This is a genomic window from Methanosalsum zhilinae DSM 4017, assembly GCF_000217995.1.
Taxonomy (GTDB): domain Archaea; phylum Halobacteriota; class Methanosarcinia; order Methanosarcinales; family Methanosarcinaceae; genus Methanosalsum; species Methanosalsum zhilinae.
Window position 1 is genome coordinate 1,745,696 of record NC_015676.1, and the last position, 20,192, is coordinate 1,765,887.

The 20,192-nt window shown below is 39.0% G+C and carries 17 protein-coding genes; 13 read left to right on the forward strand and 4 right to left on the reverse strand.

Going from position 1 to position 20,192, the window contains the following annotated elements:
* Positions 1–4: 4 nt before the first annotated feature.
* The 4 genes from MZHIL_RS08210 to MZHIL_RS08225 all read right to left on the reverse strand — a co-directional run bounded on the left by MZHIL_RS08210 (position 5) and on the right by MZHIL_RS08225 (position 6,013).
* Positions 5–1,894, reverse strand: a complete 1,890-nt coding sequence (locus MZHIL_RS08210; RefSeq protein WP_013898906.1) for a threonine--tRNA ligase — start codon at positions 1,892–1,894, stop codon at positions 5–7.
* Between the two features lie 424 nt (positions 1,895–2,318).
* On the reverse strand, positions 2,319–2,666 hold the full coding sequence (locus MZHIL_RS08215) for a PRC-barrel domain-containing protein (RefSeq protein WP_013898907.1): 348 nt from the start codon (positions 2,664–2,666) through the stop codon (positions 2,319–2,321).
* A gap of 84 nt (positions 2,667–2,750) precedes the next feature.
* Positions 2,751–4,088, reverse strand: a complete 1,338-nt coding sequence (locus tag MZHIL_RS08220) for a dihydrolipoyl dehydrogenase family protein (RefSeq protein ID WP_013898908.1) — start codon at positions 4,086–4,088, stop codon at positions 2,751–2,753.
* A 74-nt stretch (positions 4,089–4,162) separates the two neighbouring features.
* A complete protein-coding gene (locus MZHIL_RS08225; RefSeq protein WP_013898909.1) occupies positions 4,163–6,013 on the reverse strand; it encodes a phosphoadenosine phosphosulfate reductase domain-containing protein in 1,851 nt (616 codons plus the stop codon).
* A 112-nt stretch (positions 6,014–6,125) separates the two neighbouring features.
* Between MZHIL_RS08225 and MZHIL_RS08230 the strand changes: the two genes are divergently transcribed.
* From MZHIL_RS08230 to MZHIL_RS08285, 13 genes are all read left to right on the forward strand, one after another.
* Positions 6,126–7,595, forward strand: a complete 1,470-nt coding sequence (locus tag MZHIL_RS08230) for a flippase (RefSeq protein WP_013898910.1) — start codon at positions 6,126–6,128, stop codon at positions 7,593–7,595.
* 100 nt (positions 7,596–7,695) lie between these two features.
* A complete protein-coding gene (locus tag MZHIL_RS08235; RefSeq protein WP_013898911.1) occupies positions 7,696–9,063 on the forward strand; it encodes a mannose-1-phosphate guanylyltransferase/mannose-6-phosphate isomerase in 1,368 nt (455 codons plus the stop codon).
* Between the two features lie 27 nt (positions 9,064–9,090).
* Positions 9,091–9,993, forward strand: a complete 903-nt coding sequence (galU, locus tag MZHIL_RS08240) for a UTP--glucose-1-phosphate uridylyltransferase GalU (RefSeq protein WP_013898912.1) — start codon at positions 9,091–9,093, stop codon at positions 9,991–9,993.
* Between the two features lie 132 nt (positions 9,994–10,125).
* Positions 10,126–11,184 carry a GDP-mannose 4,6-dehydratase gene (gene gmd / locus MZHIL_RS08245; RefSeq protein ID WP_013898913.1) on the forward strand — a complete coding sequence of 353 codons (1,059 nt, stop codon included), beginning with the start codon at positions 10,126–10,128 and terminating at the stop codon, positions 11,182–11,184.
* 5 nt (positions 11,185–11,189) lie between these two features.
* Positions 11,190–12,131 (forward strand): GDP-L-fucose synthase, encoded by a 942-nt coding sequence (gene fcl / locus MZHIL_RS08250; RefSeq protein WP_013898914.1) that lies wholly within the window; start codon positions 11,190–11,192, stop codon positions 12,129–12,131.
* Between the two features lie 206 nt (positions 12,132–12,337).
* A complete protein-coding gene (locus MZHIL_RS10850) occupies positions 12,338–12,475 on the forward strand; it encodes an NAD-dependent epimerase/dehydratase family protein (protein WP_281033987.1) in 138 nt (45 codons plus the stop codon).
* Positions 12,475–13,281, forward strand: coding sequence for a UDP-glucuronic acid decarboxylase family protein (locus MZHIL_RS08255; RefSeq protein WP_281033988.1), 807 nt, complete (start codon positions 12,475–12,477; stop codon positions 13,279–13,281). The genes MZHIL_RS10850 and MZHIL_RS08255 overlap by 1 nt, the downstream gene beginning before the upstream one ends.
* 208 nt (positions 13,282–13,489) lie before the next feature.
* Entirely contained in the window at positions 13,490–14,101 is a 612-nt protein-coding gene (locus MZHIL_RS08260; protein WP_013898916.1) for a hypothetical protein, read from the forward strand.
* A gap of 204 nt (positions 14,102–14,305) precedes the next feature.
* Entirely contained in the window at positions 14,306–15,493 is a 1,188-nt protein-coding gene (locus tag MZHIL_RS08265; RefSeq protein ID WP_013898917.1) for a glycosyltransferase family 61 protein, read from the forward strand.
* A 75-nt stretch (positions 15,494–15,568) separates the two neighbouring features.
* Positions 15,569–16,354, forward strand: coding sequence for an FkbM family methyltransferase (locus tag MZHIL_RS08270; protein WP_013898918.1), 786 nt, complete (start codon positions 15,569–15,571; stop codon positions 16,352–16,354).
* A complete protein-coding gene (locus tag MZHIL_RS08275) occupies positions 16,351–17,553 on the forward strand; it encodes a hypothetical protein (RefSeq protein WP_013898919.1) in 1,203 nt (400 codons plus the stop codon). Before MZHIL_RS08270 ends, MZHIL_RS08275 begins: the two co-directional genes overlap by 4 nt.
* 197 nt (positions 17,554–17,750) lie before the next feature.
* Entirely contained in the window at positions 17,751–18,647 is an 897-nt protein-coding gene (locus MZHIL_RS08280) for a glycosyltransferase family protein (RefSeq protein WP_013898920.1), read from the forward strand.
* Positions 18,648–18,697: 50 nt separating this feature from the next.
* Positions 18,698–19,945 carry a glycosyltransferase family 4 protein gene (locus MZHIL_RS08285; protein ID WP_013898921.1) on the forward strand — a complete coding sequence of 416 codons (1,248 nt, stop codon included), beginning with the start codon at positions 18,698–18,700 and terminating at the stop codon, positions 19,943–19,945.
* The last annotated feature ends 247 nt before the right edge of the window (positions 19,946–20,192 follow it).

Sequence of the window (20,192 nt, forward strand, 5' to 3'; positions counted from 1 at the left end):
GAAATTATATGAATTTTGGCCTTCGGGAGATATATTTTGACAGCGCAAGATTGCGGTAGGGCATTGTGCATGTTTCAAGCCTTATCCTGTCATTGAGTTCTTCTGCAGACATCTGTACCTTCACAGGTTTTTTGGGGGCTGATTCTGCACGGATGGTTACACTTATCTCACCGGTCTCGGCTTCCCTGTCACCAATGACTGCCACATAGGGTACCCATTCCCGTCCTGCATCACGTATCTTCTTGCCAACAGAATCCTCGCGGTCATCAATATCCACCCTGCACTCCAGTTTCTCACTGACCTTTTCTGCAAATTCCAGGTGCCTTGAAGCCACCGGTATTATCCTGACCTGGGTAGGGGAGAGCCAGACCGGAAGCATTGGAGGCTTGCCTTTCTCAGAGTCCATTGATGCCTTTTCCAGAAGTGCGTAGATACACCGTTCAATGGCACCACTGGGACAGCAGTGAAGCATTACAGGCCTTGTGGATCCACCTTCTGTATCTGTAAAGGAGATATCATACCTTTCTGCATTTTCCACATCGATCTGGACTGTGGAGAGTGCACTGGCCTTTGCTATTGCATCCACGAAATTGAACTCGAATTTCAGGACAAAGTAGAAGAACCGTTTATCCCACATTTCAACAAGTACAGGCTTTCCTGCAGTCTGTGCAAGGGATGTGATAAACTCCCGGTTCTGGTCATAGAAATCCCTGGTAAACCTGATGGCAACCTCGTAATCATCAATACCAAGACCGATACTGCTGAGGGTGTCCATGCACATGCTGTACTGCTCGCCAAACTGGTCCACTGCCTGATCCATATCAGCACACATTGTGTGCATATCAGGCATTGTGAATGCCCTCAGTCTTCGAAGTCCTACAAGTTCTCCTCTCTGCTCCCTCCTGAAACTGTACCTGGTCATTTCGATCATTTTCATTGGAAGGCTGCGGTAAGAGATTGTCATGTCATGGTTCATGAGAAACTGGCCAAAGCATGCAGCAAACCTGAGAAAGAGCTGTTTCTTATCGGATTCTATGGAATACTGGCGGGCAGGGAACCTGTCCAGGTACTTTTTCAGGGTGGGATGGTTCATATCATACATGAGAGGAGTCTCGACTTCCATTGCCCCGTATCTGGTTGAGGTATCCAGTACATAGTTTTCCAGCAGTGACTTGACCAGCCTGCCCTTTGGATAGTATCGCATATTCCCGGAATCTGATCCTGGCTCATAATCTGCCAGCTCCAGGCGTTTCATGAGTTCAACATGGGGCGGTGCATCCTCGACTTTCCTGTTCTTTGTGATCTCATAGTCCACGAATTTGCGCAGATTCTCATGACCCTTGAAATCAAAGTCCTCTATGCTGTGAAGTTCTCCATCAGGAGTCATTATCTTCCAGTAGGATGTGGCAGTATCCTCGGCTTTTAGAGCCTCGGAGACAACTTCCTCATCCTGCCTGCATATCTCTTCTGTCTTTTCCGGCCTGATGGTCTTTGACAGTTCTGAGAGAGGATGGCCCTTGCAGCTGATCCTGAACGCCTTGTACCAGCCAAAGGGAGCCCTTGAAACCTCATAATCCGGACTCAGTATCTCTTCCAGTTCCTTCAGGACCGATACTGCAAAGGAGGGGGATGAAAGGTCAGAGCTAAGATGTGCGTAGGGGTAGAGCATGATACGTTCGGTATTTACCTGCCCTGCGACCTTTTTTATATCAGCAACTGCCCTTGACACAACCTCCCCGCGCCCGGTCTCATCCACGCTCTCAACAGCAATGAATACAGTAAGTGCCTCCTCGAGCCTGCCCTTCTTGAAGGACTCATCGATCTCTTCTGCAACCGGAGTATCCTTCTTTGTCTCATATTCAATATAATCGGAATGGATCAGTAATAACTGCATTATTTCACCTTTAAAGTCAAGATACAAACTATGGTGACCATATTACATTCACCGGTTTATATGATTTTGGAATTTTTTGTGTCTGATCCACCATCTGGATAGTATATCGGATGGTAGCAGGATATCACCGGCTGTGATCAGGGGCTTTTAAAATCAGCATTGATATTTATAGAATATAATCAGGTATAGCCAGTCATGGGTTGTAAAATGGAAATTGATGATGAACAGCTGTGCGGTGAAGCCATCAAAAAGTTGGGGACGCACTGGAAGATATCAAAATTGGAAGAACATACAGTGAATAGGAAGTAAAGAAAAAGACTGGTCTATCGTGAGTTATGGAGTATCAGATGTGCACAAAAAAATAAGGGTTTACCAGTAAGTGGCACCCCCTGTGTTGATGGACCTTTTCTGTAAAGTCCCATATTTACGTCATTTTTCTTCCAAAGGCCCTGGTTCCAAAGTGTTCATTGACCCTTTCTTCAAAGTCCCTTATCGTTACATCAGGCCATTCGTTTTCCGGGAATCCAGGTGCATCCATCAGTTTGGAATTATCAACATCCGGCAGGAAGTAGTGACCGTCTCCTTTCTTGAAGATTTCCCAGGGTACACCTACATACCCTTCCCTGATATTTAGTGATACTATCACATAGGGAATTGTGTTCTTTTCCATGTCCACCATAAAGTCTATGAATTTGCCTATTTCTTTGCCACTGGAATCCTTTATTGGATCTTTTTTTATACTTTCAGCTGATAGCATTTCAGGTTTTGTCATCCTATATTACCCCCATATCTATTCTGTAGATATTGATTCATATACTGTGTTCAACCCTTATATTTCATGCGCCTGCATTACCCCTTAAAGCATTGACCTGATATCTGTGGATGCTGTCGGGTACGAGTACGGGAATGTTTTCAGTTTCTCTGCAGGGATCTTCAGGCGCATTGCCATTGAGAAGATATTGATCACCTCTTCTGCTTCAGGTCCCAGCAGGTGTGCTCCTGCGATCAGTCCGGTCTTTTCATCAATGATGATTTTGGAGGCACTGTATCCGTAATTTGTGCGTCTTGAGGAGATCCAGTCCTTCTTATCATTGAATATCACCCTGTGCCTGCCCTCCTGTACCTGAGTGCTGTCAATTCCCACAGAGGCCAGGGGTGGTACTGTGAAGACAACTCCGGAAATGCCGGTATAGTCTATGGGTTCAACATTTCCTTCAATGATATTGGTTGCAGCAACTGCTGCCTGGTAGGCTGCTGTGGGTGTGAGCTGCTTGAAGTCTCCGGTCACATCACCTACAGAATAGATATGCTTGCTGGATACACTCTGCATATACTCATTGACAACGATCCGGCCCTTCTGAGTCTCAATTCCTGCTTTTTCAACATCAAGATCAGCGGTCTGGGGCACCCTGCCTGCACCGTGCACCACCATTCCGGTTATGAAAGAGTCACCATCCTTTGTGGTTACCTGGTATGAATCTCCCAGCCATTCTATTGAAACCGGCTCCTTTTCTGTAATCACATCAATTCCTGCGTCCTCTGTTGCCTTTACCACAAGATCAACCATTTCAGGATCAAAGCCTTTTAAAACCCTGCTGCTTCTGTTCAGTATCCGTACCTCTGCACCAGTCCTGGCAGCCACATGGGCAAACTCGAATGAGATAAACCCGCCTCCAATAAATGTAATATCATCCGGCAGGATATCCAGTTCCATGAATCCGTCACTTGTTACCAGATGTTCCCCACCTTTAATTCCCAGTTCTGCAGGTTTTGCACCGGTGGCAATCACTATGTATTTACCCCGGATTTTGGTGTCGTTGAATTCCAGGGTGTGACTGTCCAGAAAGCGCGCCCTTCCGTGATAGGTGGCTATTCCCAGGGATTTTAACCAGTTCTCGGTCTTCTCGGCTACAGGGTCTGTGAAGGTGCGCTTGAATTTGATGAGTTCAGACCATTGGAGTTTGAAGTCGCCTGATACAGGACTGCCCTTATCGATCATTCGCATGGGCCAGTCTATCATATCAGCACCTCCCACCAGTACCTTCTTGGGGATACACCCCCTCTGCGGGCATGTTCCACCGTATCCACCGGAGTCTATGACAGCTACACTCATTCCTCCATCCCTGCACCTGGAGGCAGCTGCCCCGCCTGAAACTCCGGTACCGATCACTATCACATCATATTCTTCTGCCATTCCCAAAACACCCCTTGAAAAGAAAATCTATGTACTATTTCGACAGTTTTTGTCATATAGTTTCTGGAACAATGTTACCTGTACCTGGCTGCCACACAGGAGTCAAGACACCTGCCACAGGCATTGCAGGATTCATCTATCCTGAGACCCTGGTCCAGTGATATGCAGTCTGCAGGGCAGACCTTTGTGCACAGTCCGCACAGGGTACAGTTCCTGATCCTTGCAAGGTTTGCTGCGGTGGTGTTGAAGATCTCTTCTGCACTTTCCCTGGACCCTGCGCGCACCTTCAGTGATCCTGTGGAGTAATAGGTTATGCTGAACTCATCTGTATTGACAGCAATTACTCCCAGTTCCTCTGATGAGGTTATACTTCCCATGACATACATCACTCCCTCCACCTCACTGAAGGTGAGGCCTGTGACGTTTGCCTCTACTGAATATCCGCCTGCAGTACAGGGGGATGTTCCTGAAACCGAGTGGATTTCAAACCTGCCTTTTCTTTCTGCAGGTTTTGTTTTGATACCAAGCTTTTCTGCAAGTTTTAGCATTTTCGGAGGATGTGATTGCCAGCGCCAGAAGCCGTGGTCTATGTATTCTTCTGGCAGGGAGTGCTCTGTGGCCCAGTTTTTGAGGTATGAGTTCCACTGTTGATACATTTGAGGATATTTTTTCTTTACAATCTCATATTCTGCCTGCATGGACGCAGGACACAGATAGCAGCCAACCCTTTCAAAACCTGTGTCGTAGAGTGGGTTGTAGTCAAGTTTTCGCCAGTGAATGTACAGCCAGACCTCAATTGCCCTCCAGTTTCGTATTGGGAAGATGTTGAGCTGTCCCGGTACAAAGGGGTTCATTTCACTGGCAGGTGTGGATGATCTGCTGAATGATTCGTATCTTCTTTTCCCGTCAATGGTGAGGCAGGTTCCATTGCTGCTGGAGCAGTTCTCAACTGCCTTTGCTGCCGGTGCAAGCTTGCAGACCTTGCAGCACCACCTGAAATCCTTGCCCGGGGGTCCGAAGCTGTCAATGTTTTCCCAGAAGGCGTTTCCTGCAGATTCTTCTGTTAAGGGAACTTTCCTTTCTCTGCAGTGTTTTCTGACAAATTCCACAGTATCAGGAAATTCCAGGCCGGTGTTTACAAAGACTGCCTTTACATCCCTTTTTTTCAGGGCACTGAGTGCCAGGTCAAGTACCACCAGGCTATCCTTTCCTCCACTAAAGGATACCTGTACCGGCATTTTTCTGTACTGTTTCTGGTTTGCAATTCCCCTGATGATATTCATGCCGTCTTTGCCAAGTCTTCGTATGTGGTCTATGTTTGCGGCTATGATGTCCTCCATTGAGGGGGTTTCTGGAAGAAGCTGTGCACCGGATCTTTTTATATCCTGGATCTTTAGAATTCCTGATTCCTGCCATTCACCTGCTCCTGCAAGTCCTGTTTCTGTCCGGATCAGGACCGGGGATTCGGGAATGCCTGCAGTGTTTTCCGGTTTGACCTTCTTGCCGCTGAGGTGTCGTCCTGTATCCTCTATGGTTACCACATTCTCTGTTGCAGTCTCCAGGAGCAGTGCGGCACCGTCTGCTGTTGGCCTGAACCTGTGCTTTTTTGTGACCGGATCAAACCACATGAGCCCGGCTTTGATACCGTCCACAATGACCTCATCACTTCGATCATCCCCTGGTACCTTGTTCAGGAGAATGATCCTGCCGTCAAATGGACTGGTCCCGAAGTGTTCCATCAGAAGCCCTGATAATAACTGATTTTCATATTCTGATGCAAACCTGATATCTCCAGGTTCTGTCAGCTGGATCCTGCGACCCTGCCCTTTGCACCTGCAGCATATCCTGTCTGCGAGCGGTGTGTTGCATTCCATGCACCAGTGGATATGTTCACCGGTTCTGCGCTGTTTTTTTGAGTGTTTCAATGTTTTTTATAATTCAAAAGATATATTAAATAGGTTCTGGTGCGCTGCACCTGCGGTGCAGGGCTGAGTTTACTTAAAGGTTTAAATATGAACTTCCTTATATTCACAGGAAATGGTACTGAACAGGATTTTTGCAAGGATCATGTCAGTTGGCGAGATCCAGAGGCAGAGTATTGCCACTTTTGTAAGCCAGATCATTCTCACATTTGTAGGATTTTTGAGTACCATGTACTTTGCACACACTGTTGGTTCAGGAGTGCTTGGTGCCTATTTCCTGTTCACCGCCTATTTTGGAATCATCAATCTGGTTACAGACGGCGGCTTTGGCGGTGCTGCCATCAAAAGAATCAGTGAGGGAGAGGAGCAAAACGCCTATTTCACGGCTTTTGTTGTTCTCAGGACGGTCCTTACAGTACTGATCATAGGACTGATTCTGGCATTTAGATCATATGCTGGTCTGGACAGCCAGATACTTGACTGGCTGATACTGGCACTGATTGTAGCACTATTTTATTCTACCATTTATGCAGGAATTGCAGGCCGTTCAAAGATGGGCATTGCTGCTGTGGGTACCATCAGCCAGAACCTGTCAAGGATATTTTTACAGGTTATCGCAGTTTTCCTGGGTTACGGACTTGCAGGACTTGCAGGAGGATTTATTGCAGGATTTATTGGTGCTGCACTGATCCAGTTCAAGTTCTTTGACCTCAACTTTGAGAGATTCGAGTGGCGACACATAACAAGCCTTGCATCCTTCTCATTCTGGCTCTTCCTGACCTCGGCAGGAGTGATACTCTATTCCCATGTGGATGTTATCATGATCGGATATTTCCTTGAGGAATCCGATGTGGGAGTCTATCAGGTGGTGTTCCAGTTCACAACTATTGCAGTGATACTGGCAATTGCTATCAAAACAACTCTCTGGCCCAAGATCAGCCGTTGGGGGAAAACCCAAGATACCGATTCAGCAGAACGAGCACTCTCAAGGGCCCTGACCTTCTCATTTCTCATGGCAGTACCGATTGTTGCAGGCGGGGCACTCCTGGGTGAGAGAATGCTCTACTTCTTCTATGGTGCAGGATTTGCGTGGGGATACACCACACTTGTGATACTCTTCTGCGCCCAGCTGATCAATGTCTTCCAGACCTTCTTCACAATGTGTCTGGGAGCCCTGGACCGCCAACGTGACGCATTCCATGTAACTGCCATCTCATCTGGTGCAAACATTATCTTCAACCTTATCCTGATACCGGTAATTGGAATTGAAGGTGCGGCCATTGCAACCGTTGTGACCATGGCACTCAATGCACTGCTGGCAAAACGTGTGCTCTCAACAATAATCCAGGTAAAACTTGATACCCGATCAATCCTGAATATATTCAAGGCCACAGCAGCAATGTCAGTCTTTGTTGGAGTTTACATATACCTGATACCAGTCACAAGCGTCTGGCTCACACTCCTGCCAATCGCCGTAGGAGGCATGATCTACGGACTCCTGATCCTCAAACTGGACCCTGCCATCTACAGCGACCTTAAGGACATCTCAACCAGAATGAACCTGCCTTGGCCTAAGTTACTCTGAAGTCCAGAAAAATATTAAAATAATCTGCAAACATTTTTTATTGGATAAAATCTCATAGAGCAGTATCTTAATCAAATTTAAAAAATCCAGTGATAATAACATGAAATCCATAATCCTTGCAGGAGGTTCAGGAACACGTCTCTGGCCATTAAGTCGGGAACAATATCCCAAACAATTCCTGAAACTGAAAGATTCTTCACTATTTCAGGATACTGTCGAAAGATGCCTAGAAGTATCTGGGATCAATGAAATATTTGTGGTAACTAATGAAGCCCAGAAATTTTTTGTTCTTGGCCAAATAGAAGAGATGGGATACGATTTTCCAGCTGAAAATTTATTGCTTGAGCCTGAAGGAAAGAACACATTGCCAGCTGTCTGTTACGGTATGAAGGAAATCGTCAGTAAGTTTGGAAAATCTACTGTTGGAGTATTCTCTTCAGATCATGTACTTGACAGAAAGTCCATGGAGATAATTTCAAATGTAGAGAATCTGGCATCTGAGTTTTTGGTCACATTTGGAATTACGCCTACATCTCCCCATACAGGATATGGATATATCAAACCTGCAGAATCACATGGAACGGGATGCCGGGTTTCAGAGTTCAGGGAAAAACCTGACCTTGAAAAAGCCCAGCAATATATCAATGAAGATTGTCTATGGAACAGCGGAATTTTCCTGATGGACAGTGACCTGTTCTTTGAAGAGCTGGCAGAACATTCTCCGGCAGTTCATGAAACTTTTGAATCAACGAATGATATAAACGAGATCTATTCCAGAATCCCCGACGTCTCCATTGATTATGGAATTATGGAAAAATCCAATCGTGTAGCTGTCGTCAGGCTTGAACATAAATGGAGTGATCTGGGTAATTTTGATGCAATATATGATGAATCTGAAAAGGATGAAAACGGAAACTGCATCTATGGCTGCGATAATATTATGGTAGATTCTAGAAATAACCTGATCCATTCAAAATCCAATAAGCTGGTTTCACTGATCGATGTCAATGATATGGTTGTGATGGACACGCCGGATGCTCTTCTGGTCTGTCCCAGAGAAAGCAGCCAGAAAGTAAAAGATGTTGTAAGCACATTGAAATCCAGAAGTGATGATCGAACACAACTGCACAGGACAGTCTACAGACCATGGGGCAGCTATACAATCCTGGAAGATTCAAATATCCACAAGATAAAGAACATCATGGTACTGCCAGAAAAAAAGCTAAGCCTTCAATTGCATCATCACAGAAGCGAACACTGGGTTGTGGTCAAAGGTATAGCCTGTGTTCAAATCAATCACGAGCAAGTTTACCTCAGGTCCGGAGAGAGTACTTTCATACGTGCAGGTGAGAAACACAGACTTTCCAATCCCGGAAAACTGCCACTGGAGATCATCGAAGTTCAGCTCGGTGAATATGTAGAAGAGGATGACATTGTCAGATTTGATGATGTGTATGGAAGGAATTGAATAATTAAAATATATTTTTATTAAATATTGAATTTCAATTTTAAGGATGGATTAATTCTGGAAGTTAAAAAAGCAGTCATACCGGCAGCAGGACTCGGTACCAGATTCCTGCCGGTCACAAAGTCAATGCCAAAGGAAATGCTTCCAATCATCGACAAGCCGGTGATACACTACGTAGTTGAGGAAGCCATTTCCTCAGGAATCGATGATATCTTATTCATTACCGGAAGACACAAACGCTCAATAGAGGACTATTTTGATGACTCCCCTGAACTTGAGATGCATCTTGAGCATAAGGGCAAGAACAGGATGCTTGAGATGGTGCAGGATATCTCATCAATGGCAGATATACACTACATTAGACAGAAAGAGCCAAGGGGACTTGGAGATGCAATACTTACAGCTGAAAAGCATGTCGGGAACGAACCCTTTGCAGTACTGCTTGGAGATGATATCATTGCCAACTGCAAACCATGTACAGAGCAGCTAATTGAAAAATTCCAGTACCTTGGCAAATCAATACTTGCAGTTGAAGAGGTGCCACCTGAAAAAACCAGCAGTTACGGAATGATCGATGGCACACCCATTGACGAATCACTCTATTCACTCAATGACATTGTGGAAAAACCGGCACCCGAAGATGCTCCATCCAATGTCGGAACAATCGGCAGATATATCTTTACACCAGAAATTTTTGATTGCATCAAAAAAACAGGCAAAGGATTCGGGGGAGAAATCCAGCTAACAGATGCCATCAAGCTCCTCAACCAGAATCAGCAGGTCTATGCATACAGATTTACCGGCAACAGATATGACACAGGGGATAAGCTTGGATACGTGAAGGCCATTATTGACTTTGCTTTGAAAAATGAGAAAATGAAAAATCAGATAAGTGAATATCTTATAGAAATATTTGTACATACTAAATAATCATTCATTCATGGTTGAATATAAAATTAGTTGTTATTATCCAAATCAAAATTATTAGCTCAAATATTATCAAAGATTTTTACTATAAAACACTAAAAAAGCCTAAAACTACAAATAATAGGGGTAATCATTATGACAAAAACAGCCTTAATCACAGGAATCACTGGTCAGGACGGTGCATATCTTGCAGAGTTTCTACTGGAAAAAGAATACATAGTACATGGTATAAAGAGAAGATCATCTTCCTTCAATACCGAAAGAATCGATCACCTTTACAAAGATCCGCATGAAAGAAATGTGAATTTTTTCCTGCATTATGGTGATATGACAGATTCCACAAATCTGATCAGGATTATTCAGGATACGCAGCCAGACGAAATATACAACCTGGCAGCTCAGAGTCATGTGCAGGTATCCTTTGAAACTCCTGAATATACTGCCAATTCTGATGCACTGGGAACATTGCGTTTACTTGAAGCCATCAGGATACTTGGAATGGAAAACAAAACTAAATTCTATCAGGCATCTACCAGTGAGTTGTACGGAAAAGTTCAGGAAATACCTCAGACTGAAACAACCCCATTCTATCCAAGAAGCCCTTATGGAGCAGCTAAGCTCTATGCATACTGGATCACAGTAAACTATCGCGAAGCCTATGATATGTTTGCATGCAATGGGATACTTTTCAACCATGAATCACCCATCCGGGGAGAAACTTTTGTTACCAGAAAAATATCACGAGCTGCTGCAAGAATCAAGCACGGATTACAGGAAAAGCTATATCTTGGAAACCTTGATGCAAAAAGAGACTGGGGCCATGCAAAGGATTATGTAGAAGCCATGTGGTTAATGCTCCAGCAAGAAACAGCAGAAGATTTTGTGATAGCAACCGGATATACACATTCTGTAAGGGAATTTGCAGAACTCACATTCAGAGAACTTGGAATCGAAATTGAATGGAAGGGTAATGGAGTTGATGAAAAAGGAATTGACATCAATACAGGTGAAGTATTGATTGAGATTGATCCTAAGTATTACAGACCTACAGAAGTTGAGATTTTGATTGGTGATGCCACCAGGGCTAAAGAGAAGCTTGGATGGGAACCCAAAGTTAAATTTGAAGAACTTGTAAAGCAGATGGCAAAAGCAGAGGAAGATGTTATCTTTGGGATAAATAATTTCAGAAGGTGATTTCAGTGGAAAATAATTCAAAAATATATGTTGCCGGCCATCGAGGTCTTGTAGGTTCGGCAATTATGAGAAAACTGGAATCAAAGGAGTATAGCAATCTAATCTATCGAACCCACAAAGAGCTGGACCTTACAGACCAGAAAGCAGTAAATGATTTTTTTGAACAGGAAAAGCCTGATTATGTGTTCCTTGCAGCCGCAAAGGTTGGAGGAATTCTTGCAAATAGCACCTATCCTGCAGAGTTCATCTATGACAATCTCATGATAGAGACCAATGTAATTCATGCTGCATACAAAAATAATGTCAAAAAACTCCTGTTCCTTGGCTCATCCTGTATCTATCCAAAGCATGCCCCACAGCCAATGAAAGAAGAATATCTTCTTACAGGCGAGCTTGAACCCACAAACGAAGCCTATGCAATTGCAAAGATCGCAGGAATCAAGCTCTGCAAATACTATAACCAGCAGTACGGTACAAACTTCATATCTGTGATGCCAACAAACCTTTACGGTCCCAATGATAATTTTGATCTTAAAACTTCACATGTACTGCCTGCCCTGATTCGAAAATTCCATGAAGCAAAGATAAACAAAGAACCAGAAGTAGTTGTATGGGGAACAGGTAAACCAAGAAGGGAATTTCTGCATGTTGACGATATGGCTGATGCATGCGTATATCTCATGGAGAATTTCGATGCACAGGAAATTGGAGAATTTGTGAATGTTGGAGTTGGAGAGGATATTTCAATTAGTGAGCTGGCCGAGATAATAAAAAAGATTTTTGGATTTGAAGGTGAAATTGTTTATAACAACTCGAGGCCTGATGGTACACCACAGAAACTGCTGGATGTTACTAGGTTGAATGAGCTGGGGTGGAACCCAAAGATCAGTCTTGAAAATGGAATAAAAAACACATATCGGTGGTATATGGATATAAAACATGACTAATTTATATAGCAATGTAGGAAGTCAGTCTAAATTTCTAAAAATAATTATTGTTAATGAACCCATTTCAAAACTCAAATAGAATAAAACTTATAAAATTCGATCTAGCAAAAATAGCGGTTGATAGAGTTCTAAATAATCTTACCTATTATTTCTACAACAAAAAATGGAGTTTTGAAATAGGTTCAATTATAAATGGTTGATGAAATATGAAAAAACAAATACTTGTTACAGGTGGAGCAGGTTTTATTGGATCACACTTATGTGAAAAGCTTCTTCAAAATGGACATGAGGTTATTTGTGTAGATAATTTTTTCACCGGAAAAAAAGAAATATTACTCATTTAATGGATAATCATTATTTTGAAGTTCTTCGTCATGATATCAATGATCCAATTTCAGTAGAAGTTGATGAAATATATAATCTTGCATGTCCTGCAAGCCCGATCTATTACCAAAGAGATCCTGTGCAGACCACAAAAACATCTGTCATGGGTGCCATTAATGTACTGGATCTGGCAAAAAGGTTAGATGTGAAAATCTTACAAGCTTCTACTTCTGAAGTTTACGGTGACCCAGAGCTTCATCCTCAACCTGAAACTTATCGGGGAAATGTGAACCCTGTAGGACCCAGAGCCTGCTATGATGAGGGAAAAAGATGTGCTGAAACTTTATTTTTTGACTACAAACGTCAATATGATTTAGACATTAAGATAATAAGAATATTTAATACGTATGGACCTAAAATGCATCCAAAAGATGGAAGAGTAGTAAGTAATTTTATAGTTCAGGCTCTTAATGACGATGACATTACAATTTACGGAAACGGAACACAAACACGATGCTTTTGTTATGTGGATGATTTAGTTGATGGAATAATTAATATGATGAATAAACCCAGAGACTTTAATGGTCCTGTTAATCTTGGCAATCCTGAAGAATACAGAATTTTAGATCTTGCCAGCAAAATAATGCAATTGACAAATTCTAACAGTGAACTGGTCTATAAACCATTACCTGAAGATGATCCTGTGAAACGCAAACCTGACATTGACCTAGCTAAAAAGGAATTAGGTTGGGAACCAAAAGTATCATTAGAAGAAGGCCTGAAGAAGACTATTTCCTATTTTAAAGAGTTACTACCGGGTAAGTGATGGATATACAATATAATGAGTTAAAAAAGATATTTGAAGATACAAAACTGAAGATATAATACAAAAATAAAACAGATAAGAAAATAGATAATCAACAGCATAAGCGGGAATGTAAAGTTAAAACATTACTTAAATATGAAAATTTAAAATGTAGATTTGCTAGTGGGAAGGAGTATAAATAGACTTATGAAGCAAATATGGTGATTACATGGGGATTGTTAATTTTGGTATACCTGAAAAAGAAGCAAATTATTTGAGAAAAAACCTTGCATTAGATGTATTTGTAGAAGGAGGGACATATAAAGGAAAAACTGCAAAAAAGATGAGTGTATCTTTTAAAAAGGTTTACACTATAGAAAAATCAAATAAGCTGTTCAACATATCAGATGCTCATTTACAAAATTGTAGTAATGTAACTTTACTAAAGGGAGATACTAGAGACCATTTAAATGATATTATAACTAATAATAATAATATTCTATTTTGGTTAGATGCACATTGGAGCGGTGGAATCACTTACGGTGAAAAAGACGAATGTCCTCTTTTAGAAGAACTTAACATAATATTTAAGCACAACAAAAATTATGTTATTTTAATAGATGACGCAAGGCTTTTTTTAGCGCCCCCACCATTACCACATAATTTAGAAAATTGGCCTACAATAAATGATATAATAAAACAACTTCCACACTATTGGGAATTATTTGTATTTGAGGATGTTATTTACATAATTCCATCCAAGTATCTTAAACAGTTCAAATATTTCATGCAAAATGTAGTTACTGAACAGTGGAAAAAAATAATAACTATCTTATTTTAAATAAATCAAAACTTGAGCCAATATCTAAAATATTAAAAATGATAAAATAACGGCTCTGTAGAAAACCTATTTCTTACTTTGAAGAACTGTCGATAAGTGGTAGCAATGAGGTACAAAGAGTTCTTACCTCCATATGATCTAAAAAGATATTTAATTAGCAAAATCAATTCTGTACGGCAGAGAGTGAAAAATCGGAACCTTTGGATGGCATTCTTTGTCATAGAACAAACAATCATCGGCGGTAGAAATCGAAAAACTGTAACATATACCTTCATTAAGAAATTTAAAAACCTTATTAATCGTCACCGACCATCTCCTTATCGGCCAAAGGGAATAATATATTCAATCGAAAAATGGTTTGAAAATGGTCTCCAGCCGCAAATGAAGGGGAGCTGGATAAAAATAATAGTTCCTGAAAATAAAATATACAGGGAAAAGGCAAAGAACATATATGGAAGGTTAGATCCTCCTCTTGACAAATGGCATGGATATCATTCATACCCAGCAGCTTATCTGTGCTTGCTCAAAAATGCGAATGTTGTCAATGAGAATGGGGTGGTAATATCTTATGATAATAAAGTATATTCTGATTTTACCTATCAGATAGGTAAACCAATAGAAAAAAATGATGTCTTCATATCCTATATTAGAAAACCTGAATATATTGAAGGTTGCTTTGCAACCATAGCATCTTCTGAAAGTTCAGGTTATTTCCACTGGATGTTAGAATGTTTGCCTCGAATAAAATTAATCGAGGACTATATTGATGATATTGATTTTTTGATAGTTCCTGATGGCTTGAAAAAGTTCCATATTGAAACACTTGATCTTCTGGGATTCCCGGAAGAAAAACTATATCGCATCAAGAATAGTATGAACATTCAATGCGAAAATCTCTTTGTACCCTCATTGCCAATAAGGGATGCACTTATGTCAACGTGGGTCTGCGAATTTCTGAGAGAATCCTTTATTCCAGAAAATGCAGCGGATCCGCATCGTCTGATATATATTTCCAGAAAAGATGCTCTTTACCGAAAAATAGAAAATGAAGAAGAGGTTGAAGGTTACCTTAAAGAAAAAGGATTCGAAATACTCCAGATGTCAAAGCTTCCTTTTACTGAACAGGTAAGGGCCTGTGCGGAGGCTAAGATTGTGATTGGACCTCACGGGGCTGGACTGACAAACATAGTATTCTGCAGAAATGCTAAAATCCTTGAGCTTTTTTCTCCTTCTTACCTTGGAGGGTTTTCCATACTCGCTAACCATGGAAAAAATGAATATTGGTATCTTGTAGGCGATGATATTCCTGGTAATTCACCTCCCTCATGGAAAAATTTCAGGATTGACATCAAAGAGCTGGATTTAACATTAAATAGTATGCTAAAAGAATGATATAACGAAATAATTTTATTTTTATGATACTTCAATATCAATTAAGGAACACAATATTGCGGAGCAAGTAAATAAATGATAATAAAAGATAAATCTCTGAAATATAATATTGCAAAGAAACTTTATCATTTATCGGTTAAAATTGATAACTCAAATAATAGCAACTTTGAAACAAATGGTGAGAAAAAATTTATAAAAAATCTTTTTGATGATTTGAAGAATAAAGATTCGTTGATTCTTATAGATGTTGGTGGAAATATTGGCGATTACACACAAATGTTATTTGAAAACGCAATTAAATTAAATGGAACCTTCCAAATACATGTTTTTGAGCCTACTAAATATTGTTATTCCATGCTATCAAAAAGATTTCGAGATAAAAGAGTATACTTAAATAACACTGCATGTTCAAACATAGATAGATCTGCAAAAATATATTATGATTCTGTAGGGAGTGGTTTGGCATCAATGCACAATCGGAATTTGAAAGCAATCGGAAATGAACTTAAAATAAAAGAAACGATAAAAACCCAGAGATTAGATGATTACATAAAAAAGTGTAATATTTGTCATATTGACTTCATTAAAGTGGATGTTGAAGGACATGAGAAAGCTGTATTTGAAGGAATGGGAGATTTTTTGAATCCTGATTTTGTTGATTATGTTCAATTTGAGTATGGAGGAGCAAATCTTGACAGTATGACTTCGCTTATGAACCTTTATGAGCTTTTTGAGTTTAAAGGATTTGTATTAGCAAAAATAATGCCTAAAGGACTTCAAGTAAGAAATTACGAGCCTTTTTTGGAGAACTTTGAATACTCAAATTATGTAGCAATATCTAAAAAAGTGATTAAAGTATGATGCAAATCTACCCAAATATAGAACAAAATTTCTTTTGTCCTATATGTAATCAGGAAACAACTGTAAAAAAAAATGTATGGCAAGGTATACATGTGGGTGTTAAATCCAGATGTAAAAAATGTCAAAAAGAGTATTATCAGGATTTAAACGTAGGTCATTCTACATACACACCATACAGTGTAGACTTAGACACTTTTCAATTATTTGGTTCAGATAGTTCAATAGATTGGTATGGAACTCCTCTCCAAAAATCTCTGCAAAATCCAAATAGAAACAAAATAAGCTTTGAAAAAGAAGTGTTTGAAAAGAAAGATGAAGTAATAATTTTAAACTGTATAGACTACTTATATGGCCATTCACTTCTGAAACTGTTGAATGCTGAAAGGCATTTACAAAGCAAAAATCAACACGGTCTAATTGTTATCGTCCCAAAATTTTTGGAATGGATGCTTCCAGAAGGCATTGCTGAGAAATGGGTATTTGATATTTCTTTAAAAGAAGGACAAGATTTTTTTATTGACTTTGATAATGTGATTAATAAAGAACTTGAAAGATTTTCTAAAATTTATATTAGTAAAGCATTTTCCCATCCAAAAAATTTCGATATAACTAATTTTACAGGTGTCAAGAAGCATAATTTCAAAGATGAAAAATTTAGAATAACTTTTATTTGGAGAGAAGATCGACTATGGATTAACAATTCTCTTTTGCAAAAAAGTGTTAATAAATTCAACATCAAAATCATTAGATATTTATTATTGGCCAAGCAAAAAAGAAAATTGCTTAAAGTATTTTTGAGACTTAGAGAAGTATTTCCTAATGCAGAGTATACAGTAGCAGGTTTTGGAAAATACAATAATTTCCCAAAATGGATTGATAACCAAATTGTAAATGTGTTTAATGAAAATATCGAAAGAAAACTTTGTCAAATATATTCTGAAAGTAGATTAATTCTAGGCGTTCATGGTTCTAATATGCTGTTGCCTTCAGCTCATGCTGGAATGACTGTAGACCTTATGCCTGAAGATAGATGGGGTAATTTTGCACAGGATATTTTATATCAAGAAAAAGACGTGAGAATGAGTAGTTATAGGTACAGATACATACCTATAAATCAAAAACCCACTTTTATACATAATATGATTTCTCATATGATAAAGGATAAAGAGCATTTTGTTGAAAACATGATAATTGATTAAATTACTATAAAAGTAATTTAGAATTAAATATTTGTATTTGTTAGAAGTGTGGGTATATGAGATCACATTAAGTAATTACATGCTATTATTTTTTGTAAAAAAATCGTAAATTGAAATTGCAAATTATTATAATTTCAGAAAATAAGTAGATTTAGACAATATAATGAAATCAAAACGACTTATACCTAGGTGGAAATATGCATAAAACAGGAATAGCATTATTCGTCTACAATAGGCCAGAACATTGTAGGAAAGTGCTTGAATTTCTAAAAAAAAATAACATTGATAAATTATACATATTTTCAGATGGTCCGAAAAAAAATTCGAACATTAAAAAAATTAAACTTGTTAGAGAGATAATCAATTCAATTGATTGGTGTGATGCCGAAATAATAGAACACAAGAATAACAAAGGACTAGCAAATTCAATTGTCGATGGCGTAAATTATGTATTGAGCAAACATGATAGAATCATAGTACTTGAAGATGATTGTGTACCATCTGAAGACTTTGTCCATTTTATGAATACGTGTTTTGATAAATATGAAAACGATGAACAGATTATGAATGTATCTGGATATGCTCCACCTATTAAAATACCAGCTGATTATCCATACGATATCTATTTTTCTTATCGTTCTTCCTCTTGGGGTTGGGGTACTTGGAGAAGAGCATGGAAGTATTATAATCGTAGTCCTCTAATTCTTCAAGAAGTTGATAACTCAACAGATTTGAAAAAAAAGGTTGATAGGGCTGGAAAAGATCTTTATCCAATGTTAAAAGCCCAAATTGAAGGAAAATTAGATTCATGGGCTGTTTTTTGGTCTATAAATATAATTAAAAATGAGGGATTGTGTATTAATCCAGTGGAATCTAGAATAATGAATATAGGACATGATGGAACCGGAGTTCATTGCCACAAAGATAATAGATACGAAGTTTATCTGAATAAAAATAAACATAAAAAAATAGTCTTCCCAGCTAGTAATAGGCCTGATGAACGTATAATTGAGGAGTATCATAAATTTATTTCTAATCCTTTTTTAGCAAAAATTTTAAGATTTTGTCGAAATAAAATAAATAAATTCATATAACAAAATAAGAAAAATCTTCATTTATAAATTTGTAAATTGGAAATTATATTATGGACATACTCATCTTAAACACATATGACCTTAAAGGCGGTGCCTCTCGTGCTGCATATCGCCTACATAAGGGTTTTCAACAGATTGGTCATAACTCACAAATGTTAGTACAGGTTAAATATGGGGATGATTGTAACGTTATCGGATCAAATTCAATTATAGAGAAAGGTTTAGGAATGGTACGTCCCTACTTGGACACCATTCCTGCGAGGTTACACTCTAAATGGAATAAAACTCTATTTTCTACAGCTTTTTTATCTAAAAAAATAGATGACAAGGTTATCAAGATTGATCCAGAAATCATTAGTCTACATTGGATAGTAGGAGGATTTATCGCTCCAAAAACACTAAAAAAACTAAATAAACCTTTAGTTTGGACTCTTCATGATTCTTGGGCATTTACAGGCGGCTGCCATATCCCATTTAATTGTAAGCATTATACTAAGTCTTGCGGAAAATGTCCTACTCTTGGTTCCTCAAAAAATCATGACTTATCCCGCTTAATATGGTATAGAAAAAAAAGAAATTGGAAAAATCTAAATATTACTATTGTCACACCTAGCCGATGGCTTTGCGAATGTGCTCAATCCAGTTCCCTTTTTCAGGATTATAGGATAGAAGTCATTCCAAATGGTCTAGATTTACAAATTTATAAACCTGTGGAAAAGAGAATTGCTCGAAATATATTAGGATTTCCTGAAGACAAAAAATTAATTTTATTTGGAGCAATGTACAGCACTAGTGATCCAAACAAAGGTTTTCATTTATTGCAATCTGCTTTACAAAATTTATCCAAAAATGGTTGGACACAAGAAATTGAACTGATTATATTTGGTGCATCTGAACCGGCTAATCCCCCAAATCTATATTTCGAATCTCATTATTTAGGTCATCTGCATGATGATGTTAGTTTATCAATATTATATTCCGCAGCAGATGTTATGATTGTACCTTCTATTCAAGAAGCCTTTGGACAAACTGCCTTAGAAGCTATGGCATGTGGAACTCCTGTTGTTGCCTTTGGAGCTACTGGATTATTAGACATAGTAGATCACAAAATCACGGGATATTTAGCAAAACCATATGATCCTATAGATTTAGCAAGAGGAATTGAATGGATACTTGAAGACGATAAACGATGGGAAAAACTATCCATTAAATCTCAAGAAAAAATTACACAAGAATTTGATATTGAAATTATTGCACAAAAATATGTTGAGTTGTATCAAGAAATTCTTAAATCTTAATTTTGATTTTTAACGAACTGATTTCTAAAATATAAATACTCTTTCTTCCATTTATAGTTTGAGGGATTAAATGGAATTTAAATAATTCACTGATAAACAGTGCAAAGGTATTAAACCAAATTCATCTCCACAACTAATAACTGGACGAAAGAAAGCATATGACCGTAAAGCTGTAAAGTGTTATTCTTTTTGTCATGATAACAGATTGCATATGGTCAGATATGCCTGAACGCTGTGGATCACATAT